General features: G+C 45.8%; 29 protein-coding genes and 1 riboswitch. Of the genes, 21 read left to right on the top strand and 8 right to left on the bottom strand.

Going from position 1 to position 25857, the window contains the following annotated elements; genetic code table 11:
- The first annotated feature begins 17 nt into the window (after positions 1 to 17).
- From G519_RS0119975 to rsbW (G519_RS0119965), 3 genes are all read left to right on the top strand, one after another.
- The gene (locus tag G519_RS0119975; protein ID WP_029196214.1) at positions 18 to 707 is read left to right on the top strand and encodes a hypothetical protein; all 690 of its coding nucleotides are present in this window, start codon (positions 18 to 20) and stop codon (positions 705 to 707) included.
- 130 nt (positions 708 to 837) lie between these two features.
- Positions 838 to 1170, top strand: a complete 333-nt coding sequence (locus tag G519_RS0119970; protein ID WP_029196213.1) for an STAS domain-containing protein — start codon at positions 838 to 840, stop codon at positions 1168 to 1170.
- The gene (rsbW, locus tag G519_RS0119965) at positions 1167 to 1601 is read left to right on the top strand and encodes an anti-sigma B factor RsbW (protein ID WP_029196212.1); all 435 of its coding nucleotides are present in this window, start codon (positions 1167 to 1169) and stop codon (positions 1599 to 1601) included. Before G519_RS0119970 ends, rsbW (G519_RS0119965) begins: the two co-directional genes overlap by 4 nt.
- A gap of 508 nt (positions 1602 to 2109) precedes the next feature.
- On the opposite strand, the gene G519_RS0119960 is transcribed toward rsbW (G519_RS0119965), so the two are convergent.
- Positions 2110 to 2568 carry a Dps family protein gene (locus tag G519_RS0119960; protein ID WP_029196211.1) on the bottom strand — a complete coding sequence of 153 codons (459 nt, stop codon included), beginning with the start codon at positions 2566 to 2568 and terminating at the stop codon, positions 2110 to 2112.
- A gap of 167 nt (positions 2569 to 2735) precedes the next feature.
- Here G519_RS0119960 and G519_RS43740 point away from each other — a divergent pair, with 167 nt between their 5' ends.
- The 10 genes from G519_RS43740 (at position 2736) to G519_RS0119910 (ending at position 10975) form a co-directional block, all read left to right on the top strand.
- Complete coding sequence (locus tag G519_RS43740; RefSeq protein WP_051253527.1) at positions 2736 to 3173, top strand: DUF948 domain-containing protein; 438 nt, start codon at positions 2736 to 2738, stop codon at positions 3171 to 3173.
- Positions 3174 to 3187: 14 nt separating this feature from the next.
- A complete protein-coding gene (locus tag G519_RS0119950) occupies positions 3188 to 3559 on the top strand; it encodes an STAS domain-containing protein (protein ID WP_029196210.1) in 372 nt (123 codons plus the stop codon).
- A complete protein-coding gene (gene rsbW / locus G519_RS0119945; protein WP_029196209.1) occupies positions 3556 to 4014 on the top strand; it encodes an anti-sigma B factor RsbW in 459 nt (152 codons plus the stop codon). The genes G519_RS0119950 and rsbW (G519_RS0119945) overlap by 4 nt, the downstream gene beginning before the upstream one ends.
- On the top strand, positions 4011 to 4778 hold the full coding sequence (locus tag G519_RS0119940; protein ID WP_029196208.1) for a sigma-70 family RNA polymerase sigma factor: 768 nt from the start codon (positions 4011 to 4013) through the stop codon (positions 4776 to 4778). Before rsbW (G519_RS0119945) ends, G519_RS0119940 begins: the two co-directional genes overlap by 4 nt.
- Positions 4779 to 4790: 12 nt before the next feature.
- Entirely contained in the window at positions 4791 to 5600 is an 810-nt protein-coding gene (locus G519_RS0119935) for a PPK2 family polyphosphate kinase (RefSeq protein ID WP_029196207.1), read from the top strand.
- 100 nt (positions 5601 to 5700) lie between these two features.
- The gene (locus tag G519_RS0119930) at positions 5701 to 8484 is read left to right on the top strand and encodes a CHASE3 domain-containing protein (protein ID WP_029196206.1); all 2784 of its coding nucleotides are present in this window, start codon (positions 5701 to 5703) and stop codon (positions 8482 to 8484) included.
- On the top strand, positions 8454 to 9344 hold the full coding sequence (locus G519_RS0119925) for a CheR family methyltransferase (RefSeq protein ID WP_084160241.1): 891 nt from the start codon (positions 8454 to 8456) through the stop codon (positions 9342 to 9344). Before G519_RS0119930 ends, G519_RS0119925 begins: the two co-directional genes overlap by 31 nt.
- 363 nt (positions 9345 to 9707) lie before the next feature.
- Positions 9708 to 10268, top strand: a complete 561-nt coding sequence (locus tag G519_RS0119920; RefSeq protein ID WP_084160240.1) for a DUF1003 domain-containing protein — start codon at positions 9708 to 9710, stop codon at positions 10266 to 10268.
- A gap of 116 nt (positions 10269 to 10384) precedes the next feature.
- Positions 10385 to 10549 carry a DUF1328 domain-containing protein gene (locus G519_RS49090; protein ID WP_029196203.1) on the top strand — a complete coding sequence of 55 codons (165 nt, stop codon included), beginning with the start codon at positions 10385 to 10387 and terminating at the stop codon, positions 10547 to 10549.
- A gap of 45 nt (positions 10550 to 10594) precedes the next feature.
- A complete protein-coding gene (locus G519_RS0119910; RefSeq protein ID WP_029196202.1) occupies positions 10595 to 10975 on the top strand; it encodes a general stress protein in 381 nt (126 codons plus the stop codon).
- A gap of 182 nt (positions 10976 to 11157) precedes the next feature.
- Here G519_RS0119910 and G519_RS49085 read toward each other — a convergent pair whose 3' ends face one another.
- Together G519_RS49085 and G519_RS0119905 are read right to left on the bottom strand one after the other, a co-directional pair.
- Positions 11158 to 11358 carry a cold-shock protein gene (locus G519_RS49085; protein WP_082562262.1) on the bottom strand — a complete coding sequence of 67 codons (201 nt, stop codon included), beginning with the start codon at positions 11356 to 11358 and terminating at the stop codon, positions 11158 to 11160.
- A gap of 65 nt (positions 11359 to 11423) precedes the next feature.
- Positions 11424 to 11624 carry a cold-shock protein gene (locus G519_RS0119905; protein ID WP_029196201.1) on the bottom strand — a complete coding sequence of 67 codons (201 nt, stop codon included), beginning with the start codon at positions 11622 to 11624 and terminating at the stop codon, positions 11424 to 11426.
- 227 nt (positions 11625 to 11851) lie between these two features.
- A riboswitch (purine riboswitch) is annotated at positions 11852 to 11948 on the top strand.
- Between the two features lie 60 nt (positions 11949 to 12008).
- On the opposite strand from G519_RS0119905, the gene G519_RS0119900 reads away from it, so the two are divergent.
- Positions 12009 to 13364: an 8-oxoguanine deaminase gene (locus tag G519_RS0119900; protein ID WP_029196200.1), complete on the top strand. Its 1356-nt coding sequence runs from the start codon at positions 12009 to 12011 to the stop codon at positions 13362 to 13364.
- Positions 13365 to 13430: 66 nt separating this feature from the next.
- On the opposite strand, the gene G519_RS0119895 is transcribed toward G519_RS0119900, so the two are convergent.
- From G519_RS0119895 to G519_RS0119885, 3 genes are all read right to left on the bottom strand, one after another.
- Positions 13431 to 15032, bottom strand: coding sequence for a copper amine oxidase N-terminal domain-containing protein (locus G519_RS0119895; protein WP_029196199.1), 1602 nt, complete (start codon positions 15030 to 15032; stop codon positions 13431 to 13433).
- A gap of 177 nt (positions 15033 to 15209) precedes the next feature.
- Positions 15210 to 15596 carry an LSm family protein gene (locus G519_RS51320; RefSeq protein WP_051253526.1) on the bottom strand — a complete coding sequence of 129 codons (387 nt, stop codon included), beginning with the start codon at positions 15594 to 15596 and terminating at the stop codon, positions 15210 to 15212.
- Positions 15597 to 15714: 118 nt separating this feature from the next.
- On the bottom strand, positions 15715 to 17280 hold the full coding sequence (locus G519_RS0119885) for a copper amine oxidase N-terminal domain-containing protein (protein ID WP_029196198.1): 1566 nt from the start codon (positions 17278 to 17280) through the stop codon (positions 15715 to 15717).
- 199 nt (positions 17281 to 17479) lie between these two features.
- On the opposite strand from G519_RS0119885, the gene G519_RS43730 reads away from it, so the two are divergent.
- The 4 genes from G519_RS43730 (at position 17480) to G519_RS0119865 (ending at position 22440) form a co-directional block, all read left to right on the top strand.
- Positions 17480 to 18007 carry an NfeD family protein gene (locus G519_RS43730; protein ID WP_036633479.1) on the top strand — a complete coding sequence of 176 codons (528 nt, stop codon included), beginning with the start codon at positions 17480 to 17482 and terminating at the stop codon, positions 18005 to 18007.
- A gap of 37 nt (positions 18008 to 18044) precedes the next feature.
- A complete protein-coding gene (locus G519_RS0119875) occupies positions 18045 to 19490 on the top strand; it encodes a flotillin family protein (RefSeq protein WP_029196197.1) in 1446 nt (481 codons plus the stop codon).
- Between the two features lie 168 nt (positions 19491 to 19658).
- The gene (locus tag G519_RS0119870) at positions 19659 to 21143 is read left to right on the top strand and encodes an HD domain-containing phosphohydrolase (protein WP_029196196.1); all 1485 of its coding nucleotides are present in this window, start codon (positions 19659 to 19661) and stop codon (positions 21141 to 21143) included.
- 769 nt (positions 21144 to 21912) lie between these two features.
- On the top strand, positions 21913 to 22440 hold the full coding sequence (locus G519_RS0119865; protein ID WP_029196195.1) for a YfiT family bacillithiol transferase: 528 nt from the start codon (positions 21913 to 21915) through the stop codon (positions 22438 to 22440).
- Positions 22441 to 22468: 28 nt separating this feature from the next.
- On the opposite strand, the gene G519_RS0119860 is transcribed toward G519_RS0119865, so the two are convergent.
- Positions 22469 to 23788, bottom strand: a complete 1320-nt coding sequence (locus G519_RS0119860) for a hypothetical protein (protein ID WP_029196194.1) — start codon at positions 23786 to 23788, stop codon at positions 22469 to 22471.
- Positions 23775 to 24341, bottom strand: coding sequence for an RNA polymerase sigma factor (locus G519_RS0119855; RefSeq protein WP_029196193.1), 567 nt, complete (start codon positions 24339 to 24341; stop codon positions 23775 to 23777). Before G519_RS0119855 ends, G519_RS0119860 begins: the two co-directional genes overlap by 14 nt.
- 211 nt (positions 24342 to 24552) lie before the next feature.
- Between G519_RS0119855 and G519_RS0119850 the strand changes: the two genes are divergently transcribed.
- From G519_RS0119850 to G519_RS0119840, 3 genes are all read left to right on the top strand, one after another.
- Positions 24553 to 24828: a hypothetical protein gene (locus G519_RS0119850; RefSeq protein WP_029196192.1), complete on the top strand. Its 276-nt coding sequence runs from the start codon at positions 24553 to 24555 to the stop codon at positions 24826 to 24828.
- Positions 24829 to 24833: 5 nt separating this feature from the next.
- Entirely contained in the window at positions 24834 to 25169 is a 336-nt protein-coding gene (locus G519_RS0119845) for a methyl-accepting chemotaxis protein (protein WP_244280157.1), read from the top strand.
- Between the two features lie 131 nt (positions 25170 to 25300).
- Positions 25301 to 25750: a hypothetical protein gene (locus G519_RS0119840; protein ID WP_051253525.1), complete on the top strand. Its 450-nt coding sequence runs from the start codon at positions 25301 to 25303 to the stop codon at positions 25748 to 25750.
- The last annotated feature ends 107 nt before the right edge of the window (positions 25751 to 25857 follow it).

Here is a 25857-nt window from a genome sequence, read left to right as displayed (position 1 = left end):
GAGTAGGAGGATCGGTTATGAACGTAATGTTACGTGAAAAAGGTGCTAGGCTGCTAACACACATGACGGGCTGCCGCAGCCGTGTCTATAAGCTAGCTTTGTTCTTTCCAGTTGTTATTCTTGCGATGATTATCGTCAGTTGGACTACTTCAGAACATATCGGTGAACCGGAGATCATTCTTTCACCAGAAATTATCAGTCTGATTCCGAAAGGATCAGATGACACTTTCGTACCCGTCCTGCCACCTACTCTTGCCGCTGTTCAAGCGGAGCCTAGCAATGGGAGTAGTGCTAGTTTGCAGGCAGCTGATACTAGAGCTGTGGTTCCGATACTCCATAGTCTGGAGGGAATTTCACTTGATGATAATACGGAGGCAGTCGTTGCAAAGAAAGGGTACCCGCTAACGTTTGTCCAGGATCCCCACTTTGTAGAAGCCTTTACGTATGAATACCCGGATATGAATATTGGTTTCCAGGATGGTATGGTGACTTTTGTTCAAATTCCAGCGAAGGTTGGGCATGTTCAAATTAATGATCAACGGATTTCGTTAACAATGACCGATGTGAAGCGGCTGCTCGGGGAACCCGATTACGTAACGGAGGATGGCATCGTCTTTCAACGGGGTGAAGAACTTATTAAGCTTTTTGTTGCACCGGAGACACAAGAATTGATAGCCATCGATTATTATGATCTTTCAAGTACCTAATGTCTTCAGCTGGCCTCAATGGTCAGCTTGAATGCATATGCGGGAGATCTTCCTATTTTAGGAAAAGCTTGTGTAAAAGGTAGAGGCTTGTTACTATTTAGTGAAAGAATAACGTAAGGGAGTGTGGCTAATGTCAGCAGAAAAGTTCCAAGTTGATCAAGAAGAAATGGAGAAATCTATACAGCTTCGTATCAGTGGTGAGCTCGATTTGGCTGCAGCCTTAACGTTCCGTCATGCGCTCGAAGCGGTTGTTCACCGGGCGGATAAAGCGTTAATCCTCGATGTGGGGCAGCTGCGGTATATGGATAGCACGGGGATTGGCATTGTGGTCTCGGCCTTGAAAATTCGGGATGAGTTGAAAGCACCGTTCACAGTCACTAATATCCCGGCCGGTATTAAGCGGCTGTTTGATCTTACGGGGATCTCAGGATTCCTGAATGAAGGGATCGAAGGAAGCGCATGAATGTCATTCGTTTACAAATACCCGCAGCAGCGGAATACTTGGATATCGTAAGACTCAGTCTCTACGGGGTTGCTACCAAGTTAGGTTTCTCTTATGAAGATATCGAGGATATGAAGGTAGCGGTGTCGGAGGCTTGCAACAATGCTGTACTTCACGGGGAACCGCAGAGTGGCAGCGGGCAAATCGAAATTAGCTATGAGCCCGGGGACGACAGATTGACTGTGAAAGTGAAAGATGATGGCACGGGCTTTAATTACCAAGAACGTCAAGAGCATACGGTCCCTTTGACCGGGGCTTCACCTAGCGAACTGCAGTCTGGAGGTCTTGGCATTTATCTCATGCAAGCGCTGATGGATGAGGTTATCGTGAACACAGACAAGGGAACCGAAGTCACGCTCGTTAAATATGTCCAAAACAAAACCACGAATTGACGGGGAAACCGTCGATCCGTGGTTTTTTTGGGTAAGAGACTATATTCTCATGGATTTTCATTTTTCTCTTTTTGGGAAGATGAATAATTAGAAAGGCAAGTTGTTGTACAACGTACAACAATTTCCTTGATTTCTTCTTAAAAAGCTCAGGATGTTGTATGTCATACAACAATTTCGCCCTTTTGTAGGCTATTTAGCTACTTTTCGGCTGGAATTGTTGTAGGTTTTGCAACAATCGCGTGGAAGACGCGGAATAGCGTGCTTATTGTTGTACAAAATACAACATGTGCTCGGGTTAGTATTCTTTTTGCTAAACAAATTACAACATGTAACGGGTCAGTTCTCCTTGTTGTACAAAGAACAACATATAAACAGGTAAGCTCTCCTAATGGTGTACTTTGTTTGTACAAATCGAGCGGACTAGCTGGCCTTTCCGCAGCATAACTGTTTGCACCAACCGTTATATCTCGCTCGACCAAGGACAGCCGAAGCCGTAGTTGGTTACAAACTACTTGCCCAGGTACGCATCCAGCATCCAGCTGTGCTTCTCAAGCGATGAGCGAATTCCGATGAGCAGATCGGCTGTCGGTTGATCTTTTTGCTCTTCAGCAAGCTCAATTCCCTCTGTCAGCTCCGAGCAAATGCGGGTGAAATCACCCACCAGCTGCTTCACCATTTGCTCAGCCGTCTCCTCATTCTTAGCCTCCTTAATGGACGCTGCGGCCAAATGCTCCTGCAAGGTTGCTGTCGGAATGGTTCGAAGAGATAGCATTCTCTCCGCGATGACGTCTAGATGCAGGGCAACCTCTGTATACAATTCTTCGAATTTGATATGTAAGGTAAAGAAATTCTCGCCTTTCACATACCAATGATAGTTATGCAGCTTCATATAAAGAACCGAAAAATTAGCGACCTGCTTGTCAAGAATCTCTGTAATTGGACTTGCTTTCGTTGCAGCTTTGACCATTGTAAAATCCCTCCACTTATTAAGTATAGTTGTGCATACGTATAAGTACCCTGCCATATTCCGCTTGAAACAAAAAGGAAAGAAACTTGAAATTTTCTGCAACCATTGTTTCAGATGCCAAGAACGGGGGTAAACAATAAGTAATTAAGCAGATAGGGGTGATTGAAATGTTGGTACAAATTAGTGCGATCATTGCAGCCGTTGCGTTTGTGTTCCTTGTCTTCTATTTGATTCAAACTTTGAAATCACTTAAACATTCATTAGATGAGATCACATTAACGATGGGCCAAATGAAGAATGAAGTCGCACAGATCAGTGCGGAAGTACAGGACGTTATTCTCAATACCAATGAGATGGCCATAGATGTGCGTGGGAAGCTGTCCAAGCTTAATCATCTGTTCAGCTCGGTTCATGATGTAGGGCAAGTGATTCACGAGTTAACATCGTCGGTGAAACAATCAGCCACGAGCCTAGTCTCAGCGGTTAAACATACGCAGCCGCTTAGTACGAAATGGAAGACGATTTTGCAAGGAGCTGCCATCTCGTATGAAATGCTGCAAAAAATGAAAACTAAAAAATCACCGCAAGCCGGTGCTATGAAATAGAGAGGGGTCATCTTGTGAACGCTATACGTAAATTTACTGTCTACAAACAATCGAATGGGAAAGAAAATATTATATACTTAAGCGGAGAGCTCGATTTATCAGCTGCATCGGAGCTGGCTACTGTGCTGGACTCGGTCGTTCAAAAAGGAAATGAGATTCTAACGTTGGATTTAAAAGAGTTGCGTTATATTGACAGTACCGGAATTGGTATGATTGTCTCCGTGCTTAAAGTGCGAGCTGCGATGAAGGCAGTCTTTCGTATACATCACATCCCTGCCAAAATACAGCGATTATTCGAGCTAACTGGCATTGCCCGCTATTTGGTAGATCGTGAAGACCAAAGTCAAAACCAAGGTGGTACAGAAAGGAAAGAAGAAATCATATGAGCCCATACATTGGCCTTACGATACCGGCAAAGGCGGAATATCTAGATATTGTTCGACTCACCTTATATGGCGTTGCCACCAAAGCGGGCTTTTCCTTCGAAGATATTGAAGACATGAAAGTTGCTGTGGCAGAAGCTTGCAACAATGCGATCCTGCATGCTTACTCTCATGACAAGTCAGGAACCGTGGAGGTTCAATTTGAGCACAGCAGCGGCTTTTTAAGAATTTCTGTGAAGGACGAGGGCAACAGTTTTAATTACGTTCAAACAGATGCCGAAGCAGCCTCGCTGCACCATAAATCCATCAGTGAAGCGACAGTGGGGGGACTAGGTTTGTTCTTGATGCAAGCTTTAATGGATGATGTGCAAGTACTGACGCATAGCGGTAAAGGAACCGAGGTTATTCTGACGAAGCAACTGGCAGGTCAGCTGAATAGAAAAGAGGAAATGGTATGAATGCGAATGCATCATCCTCGAAACCGTTATATGAAATGTATTCGAAAATGAAAATTTACCGGGAAACCGCTTGTCAAGAGACGGCTACGGCGCTGCTGCTGCACTATGAACCCATTGTTCGTATGGCAGTAGGCAAGATGTCGCGGAGCCGTCCTGATTTATATGATGATTTATTTCAAATTGGACAGATGTCGATGCTGCGGCTTTTTGTACAGTATGACAGCACCATGGAGATTCCTTTTGAAGCCTATGCGATGAAAAGCTTAATCGGTCATTTGAAAAATTATTTGCGTGACAAGTCCTGGTACATACAGGTTCCAAGACGAATTAAGGAGAAAGGTTCGCTTGTCCAGCGTGCCCTGGATGAACTAACCGTGAAGTTGGAACGTTCGCCGAGTATCGATGAGATTGCGGCTTATTTAGAGCTGAGTTCGGAAGAAACGATTGAGATTCTGGCAGGACGCGATTATTATAATTATACATCGCTGGATACTCCGCTCACGAGCGATGGGGATAGTGCGACGATTGGCGATATGATCGCTGGTCCATCGGATGACTATCAAACCCTCGAGAGACGCATGGATCTGGAAGAGGCGATGACTTGTTTGAAAGAGGAAGAACGTACGGTTATTGGTCTTATTTATCATGAAGGACAATCGCAACGGCACATTGCTGACCAATTAGGGATTTCTCAGATGAGTGTATCCCGAATTCAGAAGCGGGCAATAGATAAGCTGAAGACCGTTTTAAACAAGAGCACATAAGGAGGCTACCCGATGCCGGGCAAGCATTTTCAATTGGAATACGGGAAAAAAGTACGCATAGAAAGCATTGATCCTAATGAAACTGGAGCCCTTCACGACCGGGAAGAGGCGGAACCGAATATCGAGCGTCTAAGTGAACGATTAGAAGCCTTGCAAAATATCCTCTACGCCGAGAAGAAGCAGTCTGTTCTTTTTGTGATTCAGGGCATGGATTGCAGCGGCAAAGACGGCGTTGTGAAGCGTGCGCTCGGAGGATTGCATCCACAGGGCTTTCAAGTAAGCAGCTTCAAAGCGCCTACCGAAGAGGAAGCCGCTCATGATTTCCTATGGCGAGCTCATAAAGTCGTGCCTGCGAAAGGAATGATAGGGGCTTTCATTAGGTCTTATTATGAGGATGTACTAATAACGCGAGTACACAACTGGATTAGCGATTCAGAAGCGAAGAAGCGATTCAAGCACATTAACCGATTCGAGAAATTGCTTGAGAGCAGCGGTGTGAAAATCGTAAAGATTTTCCTCCATATCTCCAAGGATTTCCAACTTGCCAAGCTGCGGAATCGGCTAACGGATCCAACGAAACGTTGGAAATTCGACAAGAATGATCTCGTGGAGCGAGAGTCCTGGGACGAATACCAGAAGGCTTATGAAGATGTGTTCAAGCAGTGCAGCTCGGCTTCTGCTCCGTGGTATGTCGTGCCTGCTAATCACCGCTGGTACCGAGACTGGGCTGTTTTGCAAATTGCTGTAGAAGCGTTGGAAAGCATGAATTTAGCTTATCCAGAATCCGATCCGGAGCTCGATCAATTACTTGATCAATTATAGAAGCAAGCTCTAACTATCTCTCTAGCTCTCTTAATGTGGTATAGTGAGAATAGTAGGATGTTAACATAACATTCTCTACGAACTGTACTAGGAGGCAAACATGTTTAAATCTATTCCTATCAATATAAAGACGAAAATTACGTTAGGATATGTCTGTATTATTCTATGTTTAGGGGCTGCGCTCTTAGTTGTAAGTGATCGAATAACCTCTCTACAGAAGGAAGTAGACTATATATCCACGCATGATATTGAAGTGCGAGATCTCCTTAACGATATACAGAAAAACATGATCGATATGGAAACGGGGATGCGAGGCTACGTCATTACAGGGGACGAACAGTACCTGAATCCTTATGAGGCCGGCAGCCGAGCGTGGCTCGATAATTATAATCAGCTTAATCTATTAATAAGTGATAATCCTGCCCAACAGAAAAGCTTGGAGCAGATCAAGCCTACGATTCAGAACTGGATCAAGAATGCTGGCGATAACGTTGTTAAGTGGAAAAAAGAAAACAATACAGCAGCCATTAATGATTTTTTTAAACAAAATTCAGGTAGAAAATTGATGGATCAGCTGCGCACGCAGTTTGATTCCTTTCTTAGGGTTGAACAGCAGTTAACGGCTGCAAGAGTCGATCAATTAGCAAAAAGCAACTATAATCTTAGAGTTGTTCTTTTTAGCGTTTTGGGCATTACTTCGATTTTTGCCGTTCTGGTGGCTTTATTTTTGTCGAATTCGATTACTAGCACGATCAATCGTGTCATAAAGACAATTCGAGATATTACAGCTGCTGAAGGGAATCTAGATGCAAGAATTGAAGTGAAAACCAATGACGAAATAAGAGTGCTGGCGGAAGCAACGAATGATTTGCTGGCAAGCCTAGACAAGCAGAACTGGATTCAAACCAATATAACCGAAGTTTCAACCCTGTATCAGGGGATTAGCGATATCAAAGAATTGAGTGAAACCTTTGTGAATAAGCTAGCTCCTATGCTGGATGCTGTCTATGGTGTTGTATACCTTCGTAATCATGTTGGGGGCGAGACTCGGTATGTGAAAGTAGCAGGGTATGCGGCATCGGGGGTGGATCCCTCATCTGCCAGCTTTCAAATCGGGGAAGGCTTAGTGGGTCAATGTGCTGTAGATAAGCGGATTTTCCTGATGGATAATCTTCCGGAGAACCATGTTAAAGTCACGTCAGGTTTAGGCGTTTCCACACCTCGAAGCTTACTGGTTGCACCAATTATGGTGGAAGGCAAAGCAGAGGCAGTTATTGAGTTAGCTTCCCTTCAACCCTTCCAATCGAAGCATCTTACGTTGGTCGATTCGCTGCAAGAGAAATTCGGATCGGCGATTACAAGTGTACGTAGCCGAATGGAGGTAGAGCGTCTGCTTTCGGAGTCGCAGATGTTGACGGAAGAACTGCAGGCACAATCGGAAGAGCTGCAGACACAGTCCGAAGAACTCCAGATGCAGCAAGAACAGCTGCGGATGACGAATGAGTTCCTAGAGGAACAGAACCATTTCGCGGAGCAGAAAGCGTTAGAATTGAAGAAAGCGAAGGATGAGCTGGAAGAGTTCTCCCTTAAGCTTCAGACGAGTTCGCGGTACAAATCCGATTTTCTGGCCAACATGTCCCATGAGCTGCGAACACCGCTCAATAGCATTATGATTTTGTCGCAAATGCTTGCGGAAAATAACGGTGACATGCAAATGTCGGAGGTTGCGGATTATTCACGTGTCGTTTATGCAGCAGGCAATGATCTGCTCGCTCTGATTGACGATATTCTTGATTTATCCAAAGTAGAAGCGGGTAAAATAGAAATTATGACGGACGAGGTCAACGTGACCGAAATTCCGCAATTGATGAAGCTAATGTTTGCACCCGTAGCGGATAAGAAGGGGCTGGATTTCGAGGTCATTTTGGAACCGAATGTGCCCAATGTGATTTTGACGGATGGCCAACGCATGCAGCAAATCGTGAAGAATCTGTTATCTAACGCTTTTAAATTTACCGAGCAAGGCTCTGTAACCATGAAAATTGCGCTCGCTGACCCTTCTCGTATCCAAGAGCTGCTTCATAGAGATCCGGAAGAAACCGTACTGGCCATTTCGATTACAGATACCGGAATAGGTATCCCGATCGATAAGCAGCAGGTTATTTTCGAAGCGTTCCAGCAGGTGGATGGTACAACGAATCGTCAATACGGCGGAACAGGACTTGGTTTATCGATATGCCGCGAATTTACGCGTTTGCTTGGTGGATCCATTGTCGTGAAAAGTGAGCTTCATAAGGGCAGCACGTTCACCCTCTATGTGCCTAATGCACATGAATCGGAGCCGGAGGTCCAGGAGAACGATCATCCTCGGTGGGAAATTGCAGCAGCTAGCGAGGAATTGAAACTTGATACCACGGTAACCTTTTCGACGGAACCTAGTATTTTGATGGCGGAGCAGTTAATGGCTGAGCCTATAAGCTCAGATTCCCAATTGTTTCACGGTAAAAGGGTGCTTCTCGTAGACGATGATGCGCGCAACGTTTTCGCGCTTGTCACGGCACTTGAGACGAAGGGAGTTACTGTGGAGATAGCTGATCACGGCAAGCATGCCCTGGAGCTTTTATCCGTAGATTCCGACTACGACCTTGTGTTAATGGATATTATGATGCCGGTTATGGGGGGCTATGATGCGATGAAAGCGATTCGCGGCCAACTGCAGCTGCACGATATACCCATCATTGCGCTTACGGCGAAAGCTATGAAGAGTGAGAAAGAGAAATGTCTGGAGTCCGGCGCTTCCGACTATATCACCAAGCCGCTGAATATGGATCAACTATTCTCGCTTATGCGGGTATGGTTGACGAAGCAGGTGAAGAAACATTGATTCACCAGCCCTTGGATCATTACTCCGAATTAGAAGAACTGCCCTACGATGAGCTGCAAAATATCGAGATTAATCTGCTCTTAGAAGGCTTATATCAAATGTATGGGTTCGATTTCCGCCATTATGTGCGTTCATCCTTACGCAGGCGCATTCTCAATCGCATGAAAGCCGAGAAACTGCCATCCATCACAGCGCTGCTAGAAAAAGTCCTGCATAAACCCGGCTTCGTGGAACAATTACTGAACGACATGTCCATCCGAGTGACAGAAATGTTCAGAGATCCAAGCTTTTTCAGCGCTTTTCGCAATCAGGTCGTTCCCGAGCTTAGGAAGTATCCGGAGATTCGGATTTGGCATGCAGGCTGCGCTACCGGCGAAGAAGTGTACGCGATGGCGATCCTGATGCAGGAAGAAGGCTTGGCTGAGAGAACGAAGATTTATGCGACGGATATGAATGAGAAAGCGATTGAGAGCGCGCAAAAGGGCGCTTTCCCTCTGAAGCAGATGCAAGTCTATACGAAGAACTACTTGGAGTCCGGCGGGACCAAAGCCTTCTCTGAGTACTATACAACAGACCATCAATATGCTTATTTTCAGCCGCTGATGAAAGAAAACCTGATGTTTGCACAGCACAATCTCGTAACGGACGGCTCCTTTAATGAATTCCATGTCATCCTGTGCCGCAATGTCATGATCTATTTCGATACGAAGCTGCAGCAGCAAGTGCACAGCCTATTTCATGGCAGTTTAATTCCAGGTGGATACCTAGGCTTAGGTAAAAAAGAATCCATCCTTTTCGTGCCCGAAGGCGTGCAATACGATGACTTCGTGCCGCAGGAACGCATTTATCGTAAGAGATGATTTGGCTGGACACTCTCCGTTGGAGAGTGTTTTTTGTTTTGAGTATGGTAGGAGGCGGAGTTTACTCTATGTGAGCTATTATTGGGGGAATACAGTAGCGAGTACAACTAGAGCGATTGCGTGTAATTGCTTAGCCTCCAACCCCGACCCCCGCCCCCCCCGACCCAACCCAACCCAACCCAACCCAACCCAACCCAACCCAACCCAACCCAACCCAACCCAACCCAACCCAACCCAACCCAACCCAACCCACAATGCTGATAGTGGATTTAAAGTTGTGAAAATAAGGGGTGTTTCATCAGCCGCGGGGAACGTTTAAATATAAAGTAGATTGTAATTTACACGCAGAAAGAAGGGAAACGAATGGAAGCAGATATCGATGAGAAGAAATCTACAGCTGATTGCACGCCTGAGAAGTTGTTTCAGGAACTGGACAAAGAGCCGAGCACCAAGCTGGACAATGACCAGCTAGATCGCATAACGGCCATGGTCAATGAATATCAAGGGTATATTAAGTCCCATTTGATTGAACAGCAGGAGAAAAAGTCTTCAAAGGCTGATCGCCTTGCTGATCATATTGCCTCTTTTGGCGGCAGTTGGACATTTATCGTGTTATTTTGTGCGTTCTTGGGGATCTGGATGGTTATTAATCTGATGAGCTTCTCATTTGATAAGCCGCCGTTCATTCTGCTTAATTTGATTTTATCTTGTGTTTCGGCCTTGCAGGCTCCTGTTATTCTGATGAGTCAGAATCGTCAAGCGGCGCGAGATAAGCAGGAGGCGATCCTTGATTTCGCGATCAATTACCGAGCCGAACAAGAGAATTTGGAGCTAAAGGTACTGCTCGAACGTCTAAATAAAAAGCTGGAAAGATTGGAAGAGATGGGCTTAACACGGCATGCTGAAAGAGAGCATAACAGATGATCATTACATAGATGAGTTCATATTTTCAGTTGAAAAGTGTTTCATTACTAGGCGATGTGGTTAATAGATAACATAACAAGAACAACCCATATTCGATGATGAGAGAGGTGTTTCCTATGTTAGGTTGGGCAATTATGTTTCTAATCATTGCGCTTGTAGCCGGTGTTTTTGGATTTTTTGGGATTGTCTCGGCAGCGGTAGGGATTGCCAAAGTCTTATTCTTCGTATTCCTAATTATGTTCGTCGTATCCTTGATTTTTGGAAGACGAAGAGGCTTTTAACAAAAGTACTAACCAATAAATTATAGCCAAAGAGGAGGAAATAACATGAATACTTATACCAGAGTGAGTGTGACATCGAATCTTCAAGAGGCACAGAATAAAGTGCAGCAATTGTATAGAGAAGGCTTTGATCGAGAGCATATTTATGTGCTGACCCATAGTGCTGAGGGGACGGATTTCGTCGCAAACTATACGGGCGCTGAGCAGATTACCATAGCTGAAGAGGGTGTGCTGACGTCGATCGCTAATCTGTTCCGTTCTCGCGGCGATGAGCTGCGGGCGAAAATGAGAGCACTGGGTGTGCCTGAAATGGAAGCCGGTCGTTTGGAAAGCGAGCTGGATAAAGGGAAGATCCTTGTTCTGGCTACCCCTTCAACGGAGGTTAGAGCATATAATGGTGAAGATTTTCAACGCACTATTTTATAAATAAAGGGATGAAAAGGGGACTCCTTCCTTCAAGGAGTCTCTTTGCTATGAAGATAAGAAAGAATTTTATACTATTGTTTCGCATCGATCGTCGCCTTCCTTCATGCAAAAATAAAAACCCTAAACGCCTCCATTCGGAGACGCAAGGGTTTTTCATGAAATCAATGGCTACCTTCTTGCATTCATCGCCTGCTGCTTGTGTTCGATAAGGTTGGGAGCATCTTTAAATCCTTGACCATGGATGAATTGCAAATTGGACATGCAGGACTATCAGCGAATGAAAAATTATCTCTCATCCAGCATGAGCACTGTTCGGTGCTGCAGGTCCAGATGCTGGTTTGCTCCTCGGGGACAGGTTCCAACGATTTCTTTGAAAAGTACAATCGAACTCCTCCTTGTCATAGTAGACTCAGACTCGCAAGCAGTTAAAGCAATATGTGGTGAAGGACTACAGCTTGACTACATTTTCAGCTTGCGGTCCGCGGTTACCTTGAACAACTTCAAACTGTACGCTTTGGCCTTCATCCAAGCTTTTGAAGCCTTCCCCAGTAATAGCGCTGAAGTGAACGAAGACATCTTTGCCGCCTTCCATTTCAATGAAACCAAAACCTTTTTCTGCATTAAACCATTTAACCGTGCCTGTTTCCATGTATACAAAAACCTCCAACAATAATTTGTGCCTGCGCTCCTGTTTCCGAAGACCACGTAGATCCCGATAGCTTATTAACGCAGCTTTGATAATATATCCATTTATAGGGGAGCTTATTCCATTTTTACTAAAAATTCATTTATCGAAAAATTTATCACAAGGTCGTTACATCGATAAATATTGACGTACCGCCATTCTCTGCTCTATACTGGGGCTAATTGTAAGCCGCAAGACACAACTTCATAGTTCGTATAACCTCGATAATTCGGTTCGGGGGCTCTACTGGGAACCTAAATCCTAACTACGAACACAATATATGCTCATATATTGTGTTTGTTGTTAGGATTTTTTTGGTTTCCTCATTTACGATGAGGAGGAAGATGGATGGGTTCAATGTTAATTCGTGGTGCAAAAGCAATTGTAACGGTGGATGCGGAGGATCGTGTGCTGGAACAGGCGAATATCCTGATTGAAGACAATCGGATCGTAAAGATGGGGAAGGACTTGTATGAGGCAGACCAGGTTATTGATGCCTCCCAGATGTTTGTGTATCCCGGTCTCATTAACGTGCATCATCATTTATATCAAACGTTCACGCGCAATCTGCCGCAGGTGCAGAAGCTGGAGTTATTCGACTGGCTGCGTTATCTCTACGAAATTTGGAAAGGGATTACGCCGGACGCCGTGTACCATAGCTCGCTTACAGGGATCGCTGATCTGATGAAGAATGGCTGTACGACGGTTTTCTACCATCATTATGTGTTTCCACAGCAAAATAGTGCAAATTTCATAGATAAACAGTTCGAAGCAGCGGAGCTCCTCGGTATCCGATTCGTTGCTTCGAGAGGATCCATGACGCTTGGCAAGGATCAGGGAGGGCTGCCTCCCATGAGCGTTGTTCAGGACATAGAGACGATTCTAACCGATAGCGAGAGGCTAATTGATCTCTACCACGATACTAGCGCGGGCTCGATGCGGCAGGTAGTGCTCGCTCCGTGTTCACCGTTCAGCGTATCCGCGGATATCATGCTTGAATCGGCGAAGCTTGCCAGGTCGAAGGGTGTGCGGCTGCACACGCATCTAGCTGAGACGAAGAACGAGGAAGCCTACACGCTCGAACGTTTTGGCATGAGGCCCTTGGCCTACATGGAAAGTCTGGGCTGGTTAGGTCCCGATGTGTGGTATGCGCATGGGATACATTTTAACGATGACGAAATGAAGCTGCTTGCACATACTCGAACAGGAATCGCGCATTGCCCGATTTCGAACATGAAGCTTTCGTCCGGCATAGCGAGGGTACCCGAGATGCTTGCGATGGGGATTCCCGTGGGCTTAGCCGTTGATGGGAGCGCCTCGAACGATGGCTCGAACCTGCTGGAGGAACTCCGAGTCTCGTATCTCTTGCACAGGCTTCAGTCAAGCAGCCAAGCTCCGAATGGTTATGATCTCTTGAAGGTAGCAACCAGAGGCGGCGCAGAAATATTAGGAAGAAGCGACATTGGGTCGCTTGAGATTGGTAAGACAGCAGACTTGTTCATGGTGCGTGTGGATCAAATTGATGCTGTGGGGACTCTGACTGATCCAAAGTCATGGCTAGGTACGGTAGGACTCAAACGTCCGGTTGATTATACGATTGTGAATGGGAAGGTGGTCGTCGAGAACGGCAGATTAGTTGAAGCTGATGAGGAGAAATTAGCTAGAGAATGTCAGGATTCGTTCGAAAGATTCATTCAGCAATGAGAAAAGCTCGCTCCACACCGGTATATAGACCGAATGAGGGCGAGCTTTTGATTTATGAGCAGGTTATTATCTAGTAATGTTTACACTACCTGTTTTATTATCGAAACCAACCTTACAGCCAAGCTGCTCGGCAATAAAACGAAGCGGAACAAAAGTGGAGCCATGCTTCAGAATCGGAGCGCTGTCCAATTGAATAGGAGATCCGTTAACGCTCGCTGTTTTACTGTTAAGGGTCAGAATAATCGTCTTGTCGTTAAGTTCGTCTTTCACTGTGATTTGCTTTGAATCTGCATGCCATTTCACTTGCGCGCCAAGCCTCTCCGAAAGGAATCGAACCGGCACCATGGACACTTGATCCTCATTGATAAAAGGATGGGAAGAATCGAACTTATAGTCGTCATCGCTGCCCTGACTCATCAGCAAGTGAATGTCTTTTTTGGCTATGTTTAAATCATCTTTCAGAAAGGAATAGAACGTAGAATCCTTGTTGAAATATTTTAGAAAGGTATCGTTGTTGGTTGATATCTTGCTTAGGTCCAATACTCCGCCAGAGGTATCAATTACACTAGCTGTAACTGGCTTATTGATATTCCATATTTCACTAGTGTAAGTAAATTTAAGCGCACTGATTCCAGCATTAATCTCTGTGATAGGGAGTGTAAGCTCAGCATTTACTTTGCGAATCTGTTTATCGGTATCGATGAAGACGTCTGTCTTAAGTGCGGTTTTATCACTCAGTAAGGCCTTCGCTTGAGAGTCGGATACGGAAGAAAGTGTCTTCTGCATGTTCTTATCCCAATCGTCGAGAGCTTTCCGAAGGAATTGCTGAATAGTTGTGTAAACAAACTCAACAGCTAACGTCTTATTATCCAGGTAAGCCATCATCAGGTCTGGCAATTCAGAGCTGACCCCACTTTTAGAGGGGGAGGCTTTCATCTGTTCTTTAATAACAGGCACCAATACATCATACAGCTGACCAATCAATTCCTTCATTCCCTTTTCATCCGCGAGGATGTTGGTTAGGAATGTTTTCAGAAGGCCTACGAGTTCATTACCTTTAAGCTCTATGTGGGCCTTTTGCATGGAAAGTGTTTCACTATTCACAGGCTCGGACACGGAAGATATAGAGAAATGTTCCGGATTTGGAGCATTGGATAAGAAGAATTTGAGCAATGCAGGCCATAATTCTTCAGCTTTCTTGAGTAATTGCTGCTGCATCTCGGAAGATAACGATGGGGAAGATGAGCCAGCTAAGCCAGGTTTCGCCGCCATCAGATCAAAGAAAAGCGGTTTCTTAGCGCCTTCGATATGTATAGTGAATTTGGTCCCGTTTATGTTGAGCTGGAAGGGGATAGATCCCTTGCTGTAAAGATTAAGAGCACCGTCTACAGAGATGTGCTGCTTATCTTGCATTTTGACGCTCTTCAGCTCTACATTCACATGATGTAAGACGTCAATCAAACGTTTCTCGTCAGCGGGCAAACCGTCGGTGTTTCCTGTGATGATGTCCATTTGAAGTGAACCTTTGGATTCTGCGGATTGAATGGAAGCACTATTTTGAATAGCTTGCCCTAAATCTAGCCCTTGAACAGCCTGACACCCTGTTAATGCCAATAGCATAATAACTAATGCAGTGGAAATCCACCAAGTCAATTTCTTTCTTTGCATCTACAAATCTACTCCTTAGATATAATAGCTAGTAAAAAATAGCAGTGATAGATTATACGCAGAAAAAGAGGGAAAGATGCGCTTGGATTAGAAAAATTTTACAATGTCTTAAGGTACACCTAATAGAAAAGCTCGCTTCTCAGAGGTCTTGTCGACCTGATGAGAACGAGCTTTGTCTTAGGCAAGTAGTACGATAACCAATAGTTCGAAGAGGACAAGCGTCAAGATCTGGTTGAATTGAGCTGGCGTATAGATGGGTCTATGCTGGCCATGAGGATGCCCATGCGGATTCACTTGAAGGTAAGCATGGTGTCCATCCACGTTAACCAAAACACCTTCATACGTATGTCCTTCTAACGTTGTGACACGAATAGTACGGCCGATATGAGGGTGGAGTGCACCTAAAATCATATCTCTTTTCTGCCGTAGCATATGCTGCCAATTTGGATCTGCCTGGAAGAGAAAATGAGGCCCTGGATGACCGGGATGTACAGGGTGAACAGGATGAACAGGATGAACAGGATGAACAGGATGAACAGGGTGTTGCGATGGATTCGTATACATACGGTTTCGCTCCTTTTTCGTGCGGCTGCGCTTAGCAGCAGGCTTTTGCCTAGGTTCACTACTAGACTATTCAGCCGCCCAAAAAAGGTGTATCGCCTATTTGTGTCAATTCAACAGGTTAGTCGCGTTTAATCGTAACTACACGTGTATCGTCATTGAAGGAAACTTTGCCGCCGAGCTGCTCCACGATGAATCGAATTGGCACGAAAGTGGATCCGTTATGGAGCGTAGCTGCACTTTCCAACTCGACAGAAGTGCCATTCACAGTTGCTATCTTACTGTCAAGCTTCAGGATAAGCGTCGCACCTGTTAACAAATCCTTGATCGTTACTTGCTGAAGATCTCCATTCCAGCCAACCTCAGCGCCAAGCTTTTCAGAAATAAATCTCACAGGCACCATCGTTTTGTTATCTGAATTAATAAAAGGCAGTGGGGTATCGGATTCATCCCCGGAAGCACCTTCGTTCAGCTTCAGATTGACTTCTTTCTTCGTCACTTTCAAATCTTCCTTGAGCAGCTTGTAAAAGAGAGACTGCTTATCAAGGTTATTCAATAAACTGTAGATGGATGAAGCTTCCATGCCTGCATTTAGCGCACCGCCAGAAATGTCGATGGTACTCGCCGTGACCGGTTTATTGATATTCCACGTCTCACTTACATAAGACAGTTTAAGAGCAGCGATACCAGAGCTCGTATTCGTAAGAGGAACATTGAGCGCAAGGGCTTGCTTGCGAACTTGCTTATCAGCGTCTGTGTAAATATCTGCTTGAAGGGCTGATTTGCTGCTAAATAAATCCTGAATCGGCAGAATGCCCTGCTCGCCCGAAGCATCTCCCGCAATCATTTTATCCAAGGACGCAGCTGTTTTCTTCAGGAAATCCTGGACAGGTGAATAAACAAGTCCAATAGCTAATTGTTTATTACTTAAAATTCTTAATGAAAAATCAGTAGAACCTGCCTTAATTTGCTCCTCAACAATAGGTGAGAGGGCATCGTACAATTGGCTGATCAGATCTTTCAATCCAGCTTCATCAGCGAGAACATTACTCAGCAGCTTCTTAAGAATGGAAGCAAGTTCCGTGCCGCTAAGCTCGATATGCGCTTTTTGCAGAGAGAGAGACTCGCCATTCACTTTGTCCGTGACCGGTGTGACGGATATGTTCGATGGATTAGGCGTATTAGCTAAAATAAGTCCAATAATCGCAGATTTAATCTCCGCAATTTTGTTGCCGAACTGTTCTTGCACGGCTGTTGGCAACAGCTTCGTAAACGATAAATTTGAACCTCCTAAAACATCGAAAACAATCGGTTTCATCGCGCCCTCGACACTCAAAATGAACTTGGTGCCCTCAGTTGCAAGTTTGAAAGGAATTGTGCCCTTACTGTATGTAATCGTACCATCTGCCGAAAGGTGCTGAGCATCTTGTGTTTTCACATTGGTGAGATCGATTTTCACGTTTTGCAGCGCCGTTAGTGCCTTCTGCTCCTCAGCGGATAGCTTAGAAGTCTCGCCGGGCACAAACTCTAGCTGCAGGGTGCCTTTGGATTCTGAGGACTTCACGGCCCAGTCATTCTTGATGGCCCCAGCAAGGTCTAATCCTTGCACAGCCTGGCAGCCTGATAAAGTAAACATCATTAGAACCATTGCGGCGGAGATCCACCAAGTCAATTTCTTTTTGTACATGTGATAATCTACTCCTTAGGTTTAATAGAAATAGTAAAAGACGTCCCATAATTATACGCGAGAAAAAGCCTAAGGATTCGCTGTTAAGAGTAAATTCTTTTTGAGCGAAACCTTTTATTACCAAATTCGTCTATATTTATGAGTCGTACTGCGTACAAGGTAAATTTGCTAAAGCAAAGCTCTTAGGAGGTAATTGTCTATGATGACGTTGTTTGCCATATGTTTCTTTGTAGGCCTTGTACTTACTGTACTTGTTACGTTTTTTGGCGGCGATTTCTTTGAGTTTCATGCGGATCACGGGGCTGCTCATGGCCATGGCGGACCGTCTTTTTTTAACCTGTCTTCCATCTTAGCTAGTTTAACGGTGTTTGGCGGCATGGGGTATATGCTGAATCAAGTTGGGATGACAAGTAGTTTGCTCATTCTGCTTATCGCAATCGGTGCCGGTCTCTTCGTAGGATGGCTCTTCTTCCTTCTCTACGCCAAAGTTATTTATAAGCATGACAACAGCATGAAAGAGAGCGATTTTGATCTGAGTGGTCAGTTAGGGAAACTGTCTGTGCCGATTAATGGGAAGGGTACGGGCGAAATGATGTTTGTGATGCAAGGCACTATGCGTTCCATCAGTGTTCGTTCGGAGAATGGGGAATCCATACCGAAAGGGACGAAGGTCGTCGTTTTGCACATGCATAAAGGGATTGCGACGGTAACAAGGTTTAACCAATAAGAGCAGCTGCAATTAACTACTGGGAGGTTATGCGTTTATGTTAGGAATTTTGTATACGGTTGTTGCCATTGTTGTTGTCGTTTTTATCTTACTGGCTTCCATTGTGAGAGCGTACAAGAAAGTACCGCCGAATGAAGCGATGATTGTGTATGGTTTAGGTGGTAAAAGGGTCGTACAAGGCGGAGGGACGTTCGTCATCCCTGGTTTTCAAAGCTTTAAAACGATCTCCATGATGCTCATGAGCTTCGATGTGAAACCGGATCAACCTATGTTTTCTCAGCAGGGCATTCGGCTCAAGATTGAGGCAGTGGCTCAAATTAAGATTCAAAGTGATCCAGTCGCGATTGGTACAGCCTCGGAGCAGTTTCTTGACCACACGCTGTTAGAGCGGGAAATGATGATTTTGCATTCGGTAGAAGGACATCTTCGTGGATTGGTTGGGCAGCTGCCGGTTGAATCTATTCTCAAGAATCCGGATGAACTAAACAGCAAGATGAGAGAAACGTGCTCAGAGGATTTGGATAAAATGGGTCTGAGCCTCATTTCCTTCGTGCTCAAACGCGTGGCCGATGATCAAGGATATATTGAGAACCTTGGCGTACCAGAAGTGGAGCGTATCCGCAAAAGTGCCAGTATTGCCAGAGCTGAAGTGGAGCGGGATATCCAAATTCGTCAGGCAGATACGGAGAAGGAATCCGCGATTCGTCGAGCGGAAGCCCATCAGTTAAAGATTGAGGCGGAGAGCGCCGCATCAGCGAAGGAAGCGCAGTATCGCAAAGAGCTGAGCATGAAGGAAGCGGAGTTCAAGCAGGAAACGACGAGTCGTCAGGCGGAAGCGGATTTGGCTTATGAATTGAAGCAGAAGCAGATTCAACAGTCGCTCGTAACGGAACAGGTGAAGATCCGGCAGATGGAAGCGGAGGCGAATAAGACAGTTCGCCAGATTGAAGTCGAGCTGAAGGCGAAAGAGCTCGAAGCGTCGGTCATTAAGCCGGCTGAAGCGGAGAAGCTAGCGGCCATTATGCGCGCCGAAGTCAATAAGCAGAGGCAAATTCTCGAGGCCGAGGCGGATGCGGAGTCGACGAGAAAACGCGGCGAAGCGACGGCCGAAGCGGAGCTCGCCAAAGGGAAAGCGAATGCGGAAGTTGTCCGCTTGGCGGGGCTTGCGGAGGCTGAAGCGCTGGAGAAGAAGGCGGAGGCTTACAAGCAGTATACACAGGCGGCGGTTACGGTGGAGATTCTTCGGATACTGCCGGAATTGGCTGAGAAAATCGCGGCTCCGCTGAGCAATGTAGATAAAATTACGGTAATTTCACAAGATGGAACGACATCAGGCGTGAATCGGATTACAGGCGATATTGCCAAAATGATCGCGCAAGTGCCGGAAATTACACAGACGCTAACAGGCAAAAGCGTGACAGATCTTGCGCGTGCATTTCTAGGCAAGGATAATGAACTTATTTTGAATAAGGAATCGGAATAACATGAATGAGCCATGTAAATGAGTAGATCCTCAGCTTCCTGGCTGAGGATTTTTTTGTTAAGAATGTTTTAGATTTAAAGCGCAAACGGTTGAATTGCTATACAATGAGAAAAACACTAGATTTCGTCGTAGTAATCGATAGCTCTATAGAAATGAGGATTCTACATCGTGCAGATTTACAGAAAGTTTCTACGAAATTTATTGCTAAATTATATAATGGGCTCTGGGATCGCTGTTGTTGTGGTAGGGGGAGTCATCATTTCTACAACACTAACGATTTCGAATGCGGAAATGGTTCGCGTATTCTTTATTATGATCACCTCGCTATGCGTGATGATGCTTGCTGAAATCATAGTGTTTCGTAGGCATATGAAGCCTATTCGCGAGATGCTGGAGCAGGAGTCTCCTGGTCTAGAGACCATTCGTAATGCTTATTTGCAAACGCACCGATTTCCGGCGCTTTCGGTGATGCGGATCATGGGCCCGCACTTTCTTGGCTTATCGATCCCGGCTATGACGATGGCAAGCATCGGTATTGCGCGTGGTTGGTTATCTCTTCCGGTTTTTTATATTGGACTTGCCGGTATTGGCGCGGTTCTTGTTGCTAGCATGCATGCTTTACTTGAGTTTTTCACGACAGCTAAGGCTATCAGGCCGGTGCTCATACATATACGGGAATTGGGACAGCGCATTTACGGTGAAGATGTTTCCTTGGATGGACGAGTCATCGTTTCAATTCAACGAAAGTTTCAACTAAGCGCATTCCTAATTGGGACTATGCCGCTCTTTCTGTTTAGTTTAGCAACCCAAATACGCTTAATTTCACAGTCCTCGGATTTGACGGTCGATTATTGGAAATGGGCGGGTCTCATTTTACTGCTTGGAGTCGGATTTTCCTCTTTAGGGGCGCGCATGCTAGCAAGAGACATCCAGCAGCCAATTGGAGATTTATATAGGGCAATGAAAGAAGTTCAATCCGGCGACCTGCAGGTCAGAGCCTCGGACTTATATTCGGATGAATTTTCGCGGCTTGTTGCGGGCTTTAACCACATGGTAAAGGGTCTTGAAACGCGTGAGAAAATGAACAACCAACTGCTGCAGAGCTACTTTTCCACATTAGCTGCTGCACTCGATGCTCGGGACGCTTACACTGCAGGTCATTCGACGCGTGTTGCTAATTATTCCTTGTTGATTGGACGAGCCGTAGATTTGAACGAGCAGGAGCTCGATCTATTGAACAAGACCGCCCTGCTGCATGATATCGGCAAAATTGGTGTGCGTGACGATGTGCTGCTGAAGGAAAGCCGGCTCACCGACGAGGAGTTCGAGCAAATCAAGCTCCACCCCGTTCTCGGCGAATCGATTTTGAAGCAAATCGAGCCCGCTGAGGCTATGGCGCCTCTGCTTCCAGGCGTGCGCTCACATCATGAGCGCTATGATGGCGGTGGGTATCCTGATGGCCTGAAGGGCCTGGATATCCCTGAGTTCGGCCGCATCATTGCGGTAGCCGATGCCTTCGATGCCATGACCTCCGATCGCCCTTATCGGAAGGGGATGCCGATCGAGAAGGCACTGGCCATTCTCGCTGAGGGAAAGGGGACTCAATGGGATCCCCGGTTCGCACAAAGGTTCATTGATGTTTATAAGGTTTAAAGAAGGAAAGGTCTCACAACTGCAGGGATTGCGGGTTGTGTGGCCTTTATTTGTTACCACAATAGTAAAAATATAAGCTCAGATCCAAAGTCATGCCTATCGAGCGGAAATGTTAGCTGAGAGGTCCTTTTCGGCACTCTCGCAGCGCTGGCGCTAGCAAAACCCCAACGAGAAGTCCAATTTGGCCCTCTCAGATTCAAACCCATGCCTATCGAGCGGAAATGACAGCTGAGAGGTCCTTTTCAGCCTTCTCGCAGCGCTCGAGCTAGCAAAACCTCGCAGAGAAGCCCGATTTGGCCTTCTCAGATTCAATCCCATGCCTATCGAGCGGAAAAGTCAGCTGAGAGGTCCTTTTCAGCCTTCTCGCAGCGCTCGCGCTAGTGAAAACCCGCAGAGAAGCCCGATTTGGCCTTCTCAGATTCAATCCCATGCCTAGCGAGCGGAAATGACAGCTGAGAGGTCCTTTTCAGCCTTCTCGCAGCGCTTGAAACAGTGAAAAGGGGCGTTTGGTCGTGTACAATCAACTCATCCTCGCCACTGGTTCATTGCCGTTCATGCTTCCGCTACCGGGGGGGGGGGGCGGATCTATTCGGATTTATATTAGTCTCCACTAAGGGTTGGTTTTTATCTCGTTTCAACCCAAGCTTCAGTAAAAGCGTCTGTCTTCTCTAGGTGACCGGGTAAGAGATGATTGGGATATGATGACGCAGTTGGGCAGTCTAGCAAAACTCCGCTATAATAGAGAAAAAGATGCTGGAGGTTTGGTCACATGGATGAATTGCGCTACCCTATTGGATTGTTTGCACACGAAGGTGAAATTTCACGGGAGCAGTTGCAAGAGTGGATGGCTGATATCGAGTCGACACCAAGCAGGCTGCGTGAGGCGGTTGCTGGGCTGTCTGACGAGCAGCTGGATACGCCTTATCGCCCAGGAGGGTGGACGCTGCGACAAGTCGTGCATCACGTTGCAGACAGCCATATGAACAGCTACACAAGGTTTAAGCTGGCGCTTACGGAAGAAGAGCCGACGATCAGACCTTACTATGAGGAGCGCTGGGCTGAGCTTAGCGATGGTAAGTCGGCTCCGGTGGAGTTATCTCTTACCTTGCTTGATGCATTGCACAGCCGCTGGATGATTGTTCTGCAGGATATGGAGCATGAGCAGTTTGCACGTGCATTCGTACATCCAGAGTCAGGGAAGACGATTCGATTGGATTGGAACGTTGGCAATTACGCATGGCATGGAAATCATCATATTGCCCACATTACGAGCTTGCGAGCTCGCAGAGGCTGGTAAACAACGAAAACCCGTTAAGTCATAGGACTTAGCGGGTTTTTACAACTTTACCGTTATCCACTTCATCACTGGAGCTCAATGGAACCTGATCATTATTTAAATAGCGGCCGACCTTATCGATCCACTCTTGCACGTAGTGATCGGTTGCCCACTGCGCCATGACGAGCTTCTCACCAGGCTGGAGGTCTATGCTAAGCTGTGGAGCGTTCCCCGGCGCTTGCCCGTAAGGGTAGAACTTGAGCTTGCCGTTCTCGAAGATGACGATCATATCATTCATCGGCGATGTCAACGCATCAGTCGCAAGCGGCCACGAGGACTGAATGGCGCTCCACGAGCAGCAAAGATCATCGTGATTGATGACTTTATCAGGCAGCTCGCGCGGGAAGTCGTGTAGAACGTAGCTATCAGGCGTCGCTGGGCTATTTCTCGGTGTCTCAGCAATCTTGCCGACCCAGCGGCCTGGTTCACGCTGGACGGTCCAGCTTTGGCCTGTAATCTCACCAAGCAATTTGGTTGAGCTGCTCGGTACATTTGGAAGGAGGCTGCTGATGCTGCTGCTATATAGATCGGTGAGCGATACATGGTTCTTGTCCACCGGTTTGTTATAGAACTGCACGGTATGCCCTTCTTTCAATTGTGGGAGGGTACGAACCCAGATGCGTTCGGCTTGATAAGGGGCATTACCTCGCCAAGCCTCCTCCGATTCAGCAATGGAAACATATTGATTTCCAGCAAATACCAGAGTCTCCACGCGATTTAACTGTTCGTCAGCTTGATCGGGGAACACTTCTGGTTTCACGGGCTGATCAGCTAAATGCGCGGATAAATAGTGGACCTCGTCTGTTTTCGTTTTATGAACCAAGGAATCGATTTTCCAAAAATTTTGCTTGTAAGGCATGAGAATTCCCGTGCCCTCGGACGTTTTCTGCAGTTGACCGCGAACCGGCGCTATAAGCATTGTTCGGTAGGTACTATAACGAATAGGTCCTAAAGCATGCTGCGCCTCCGTATTGTTAGACTCACGCTCGGTTCTTAGCCCAATAAGCAGTGCGGTGCTTATTGGGGCAGGAGACGAACTAGTGGACGCTGATGCAGTCGTAACAGAAGCATCCATTGCAGGAGCTGCATCACTTTGAGTATGGATTGTACTCCATGGAAAGAGCAGTATCGCAGCAGCTATCGCACCGAGTCCGGCGAAACAGAGTAGAGGCTTTACCTTCGGCTTCGCTCGTTCCTTTCGTTCAATGGCTTCCTCGATGTCGCCCTGAAGCTTGGAAGTAAAGCCAGATTGCTTAAGCGGTCCTGATTCCAATTGCTTATGTAAATCATCCGGATCAGGAGTTTTCAAGCGCTTCACGCTCCTTCAAACTGATCACCTTGAGTCTGGCGTGGTGAAGTCGGGATTTAACGGTTCCCTCCGAGATGTTAAGGATGGCAGCCATTTCTTTCGTTGATAGCTGATAATGGGCATGCAAAATTAAAATTTCTCTATATTTGGGAGACAGAGAGATCACTTTTTTCCATATATCACTAGCATATAGTTTTTCCATCGCTTCTGTTTCTGCCGATTGTGATGTGCCTGCAGATTGAATGAAGCCAACAAGTGTAACTTTGCGCCAGAATGCTTTGCGTAAGTAATCATATGCGGTATTACGTGTAATGGTAAGCAGCCAGGTTTTGACCGAAGCTTCACCGCGGAATGTAGTAAGATTGCGATATACTTTTAAGAAAGCATCCTGCGTAATGTCATCGGCTAAATCTGAGTTGCGGCAAATGCTGAACGCATAATTCCATACATCGTTCCCATAAGTTTCCATTATATTGCGAAGAATCACTTTCTGATCCGTTGTTTCAGATACATACTTTAAGTAATCAAATACATGGACACCGGTCGTCTCCATTCTCTCACCTCTCTGAATTAGACGTTACAAGTACAAAAAAGTTCGCATTTTCATAAAAAAATTCATGCTTTATAGGATTCGAAAGTGAACTGGCAGATGAGTCTAACTTCTACATGTAATTTTTAAAATAAGCTATAGCTCGAAATCTAGAGGAGTTTTGCTTCAAGGGGGAGAATCGAATCAACAATAAAACTCTTAAGGCGGTGGGCTCGTGGTTTCTTTTATACATTCAATACGCTTTAAGTTTCTGATAAGTTTTGTCGCTCTGATCGTGCTGTTTATGATTTCAGCTGGACTATCCTATCAAATGGTTCAATCCACTAAGCTCGGTGTAAATGAACAAACGGCTAGTATGACCAACGAAAAGATTGCCTTATCTTTAAAAAGTATGGTAGGCATTCTATATAGCAACCAAGCGGATTTGATCATAAATCGCAAATCAATGATATTATTCAAGGGATACAAGAAGACGCCTTGGCTTCTGTGACTTCTATGCAGGAGGTGAAGGATGAGGTGAAGCACGGTGTTCAGTTGATTACTCAGTCTGGTGACATGTTTGGAGGGATTCTTCAATCCATCGCCAACATCACGGAGCAGGTGCAGGATCTTTCCTCAGCTACGGAAGAAATGTCCGCTGGGTCCCAGGAAGTGTCTGCTTCCATTGCAGAGATGGCTCATCTAGCTAAACAATCGTCGCAGCAATCTCAAACCATTGTGTCACATACAAAGGAGCAATTGTACGCGATGGAAGCCATTGATAAATCGGTCATTAGTCTTAGCGAAACGGCTGAAGCCTTACAAAGTGTTGTTGGACGCTTTAAAGTATAGGAGCAGCACATGATTAGAAGCTTATAAAGTAGTATCGTTCATGTGGTGTCTTGACAATAGAAGGCCTTAACGCGCAATATGAAGTAAGGACACTGGATGAAAGATCAGGTCCTACGGAGAGGGAGAACACCATGAATTTCGTTGAGCATATAGTGGATCATTTGCGGTCTGGCCAAATTAATAACTATCCGCAGCCGATTGCTCTGAACTTGGGCTTAGTTTATACAGTTAAACTGGAAGACAGGAAGACGAATTTATTTTGGCTGCCTTTCGAATTTACAGGCCTTGCTTACATTGATACGGGGCAACTCGTGAATGTACATCCTTATTATCGAGGCGTTATTATCGAGGAAATCGAATTCTCGCGCGGAACGGATCTGCATAAGCCACAAACAGAGGAAGCTTTCATTAAAGCTATATTTCAGAAAAGCTGGGAGATGCATAAACTGCTGCAGCAGGAAAAGTATGCGAGTCTGCAGGGTAATGCGCCAGATTTCCTGACCAAAATGTTGTACATAACAGATTGGCTGCGCTATTATAATTCAGTTATTACCGTGGGTGTTGGGAAAAAGATCGGCTAAATGAGCCGTTTTCGTTGGAAAGTAAGGACTGTGTTTTCTACATGTGTAGAAAGCATGGTCTTTTTGCATACCTATCCCTATGGCTATAGTCCCATGGTGGATAGTTC

The organism is Paenibacillus alginolyticus DSM 5050 = NBRC 15375 (genome assembly GCF_000422905.1).
Lineage (GTDB): Bacteria > Bacillota > Bacilli > Paenibacillales > NBRC-103111 > Paenibacillus_E > Paenibacillus_E alginolyticus.
Note: the sequence above shows the minus strand (reverse complement) of the source record. Positions and strands in the feature narration are given on the sequence as shown.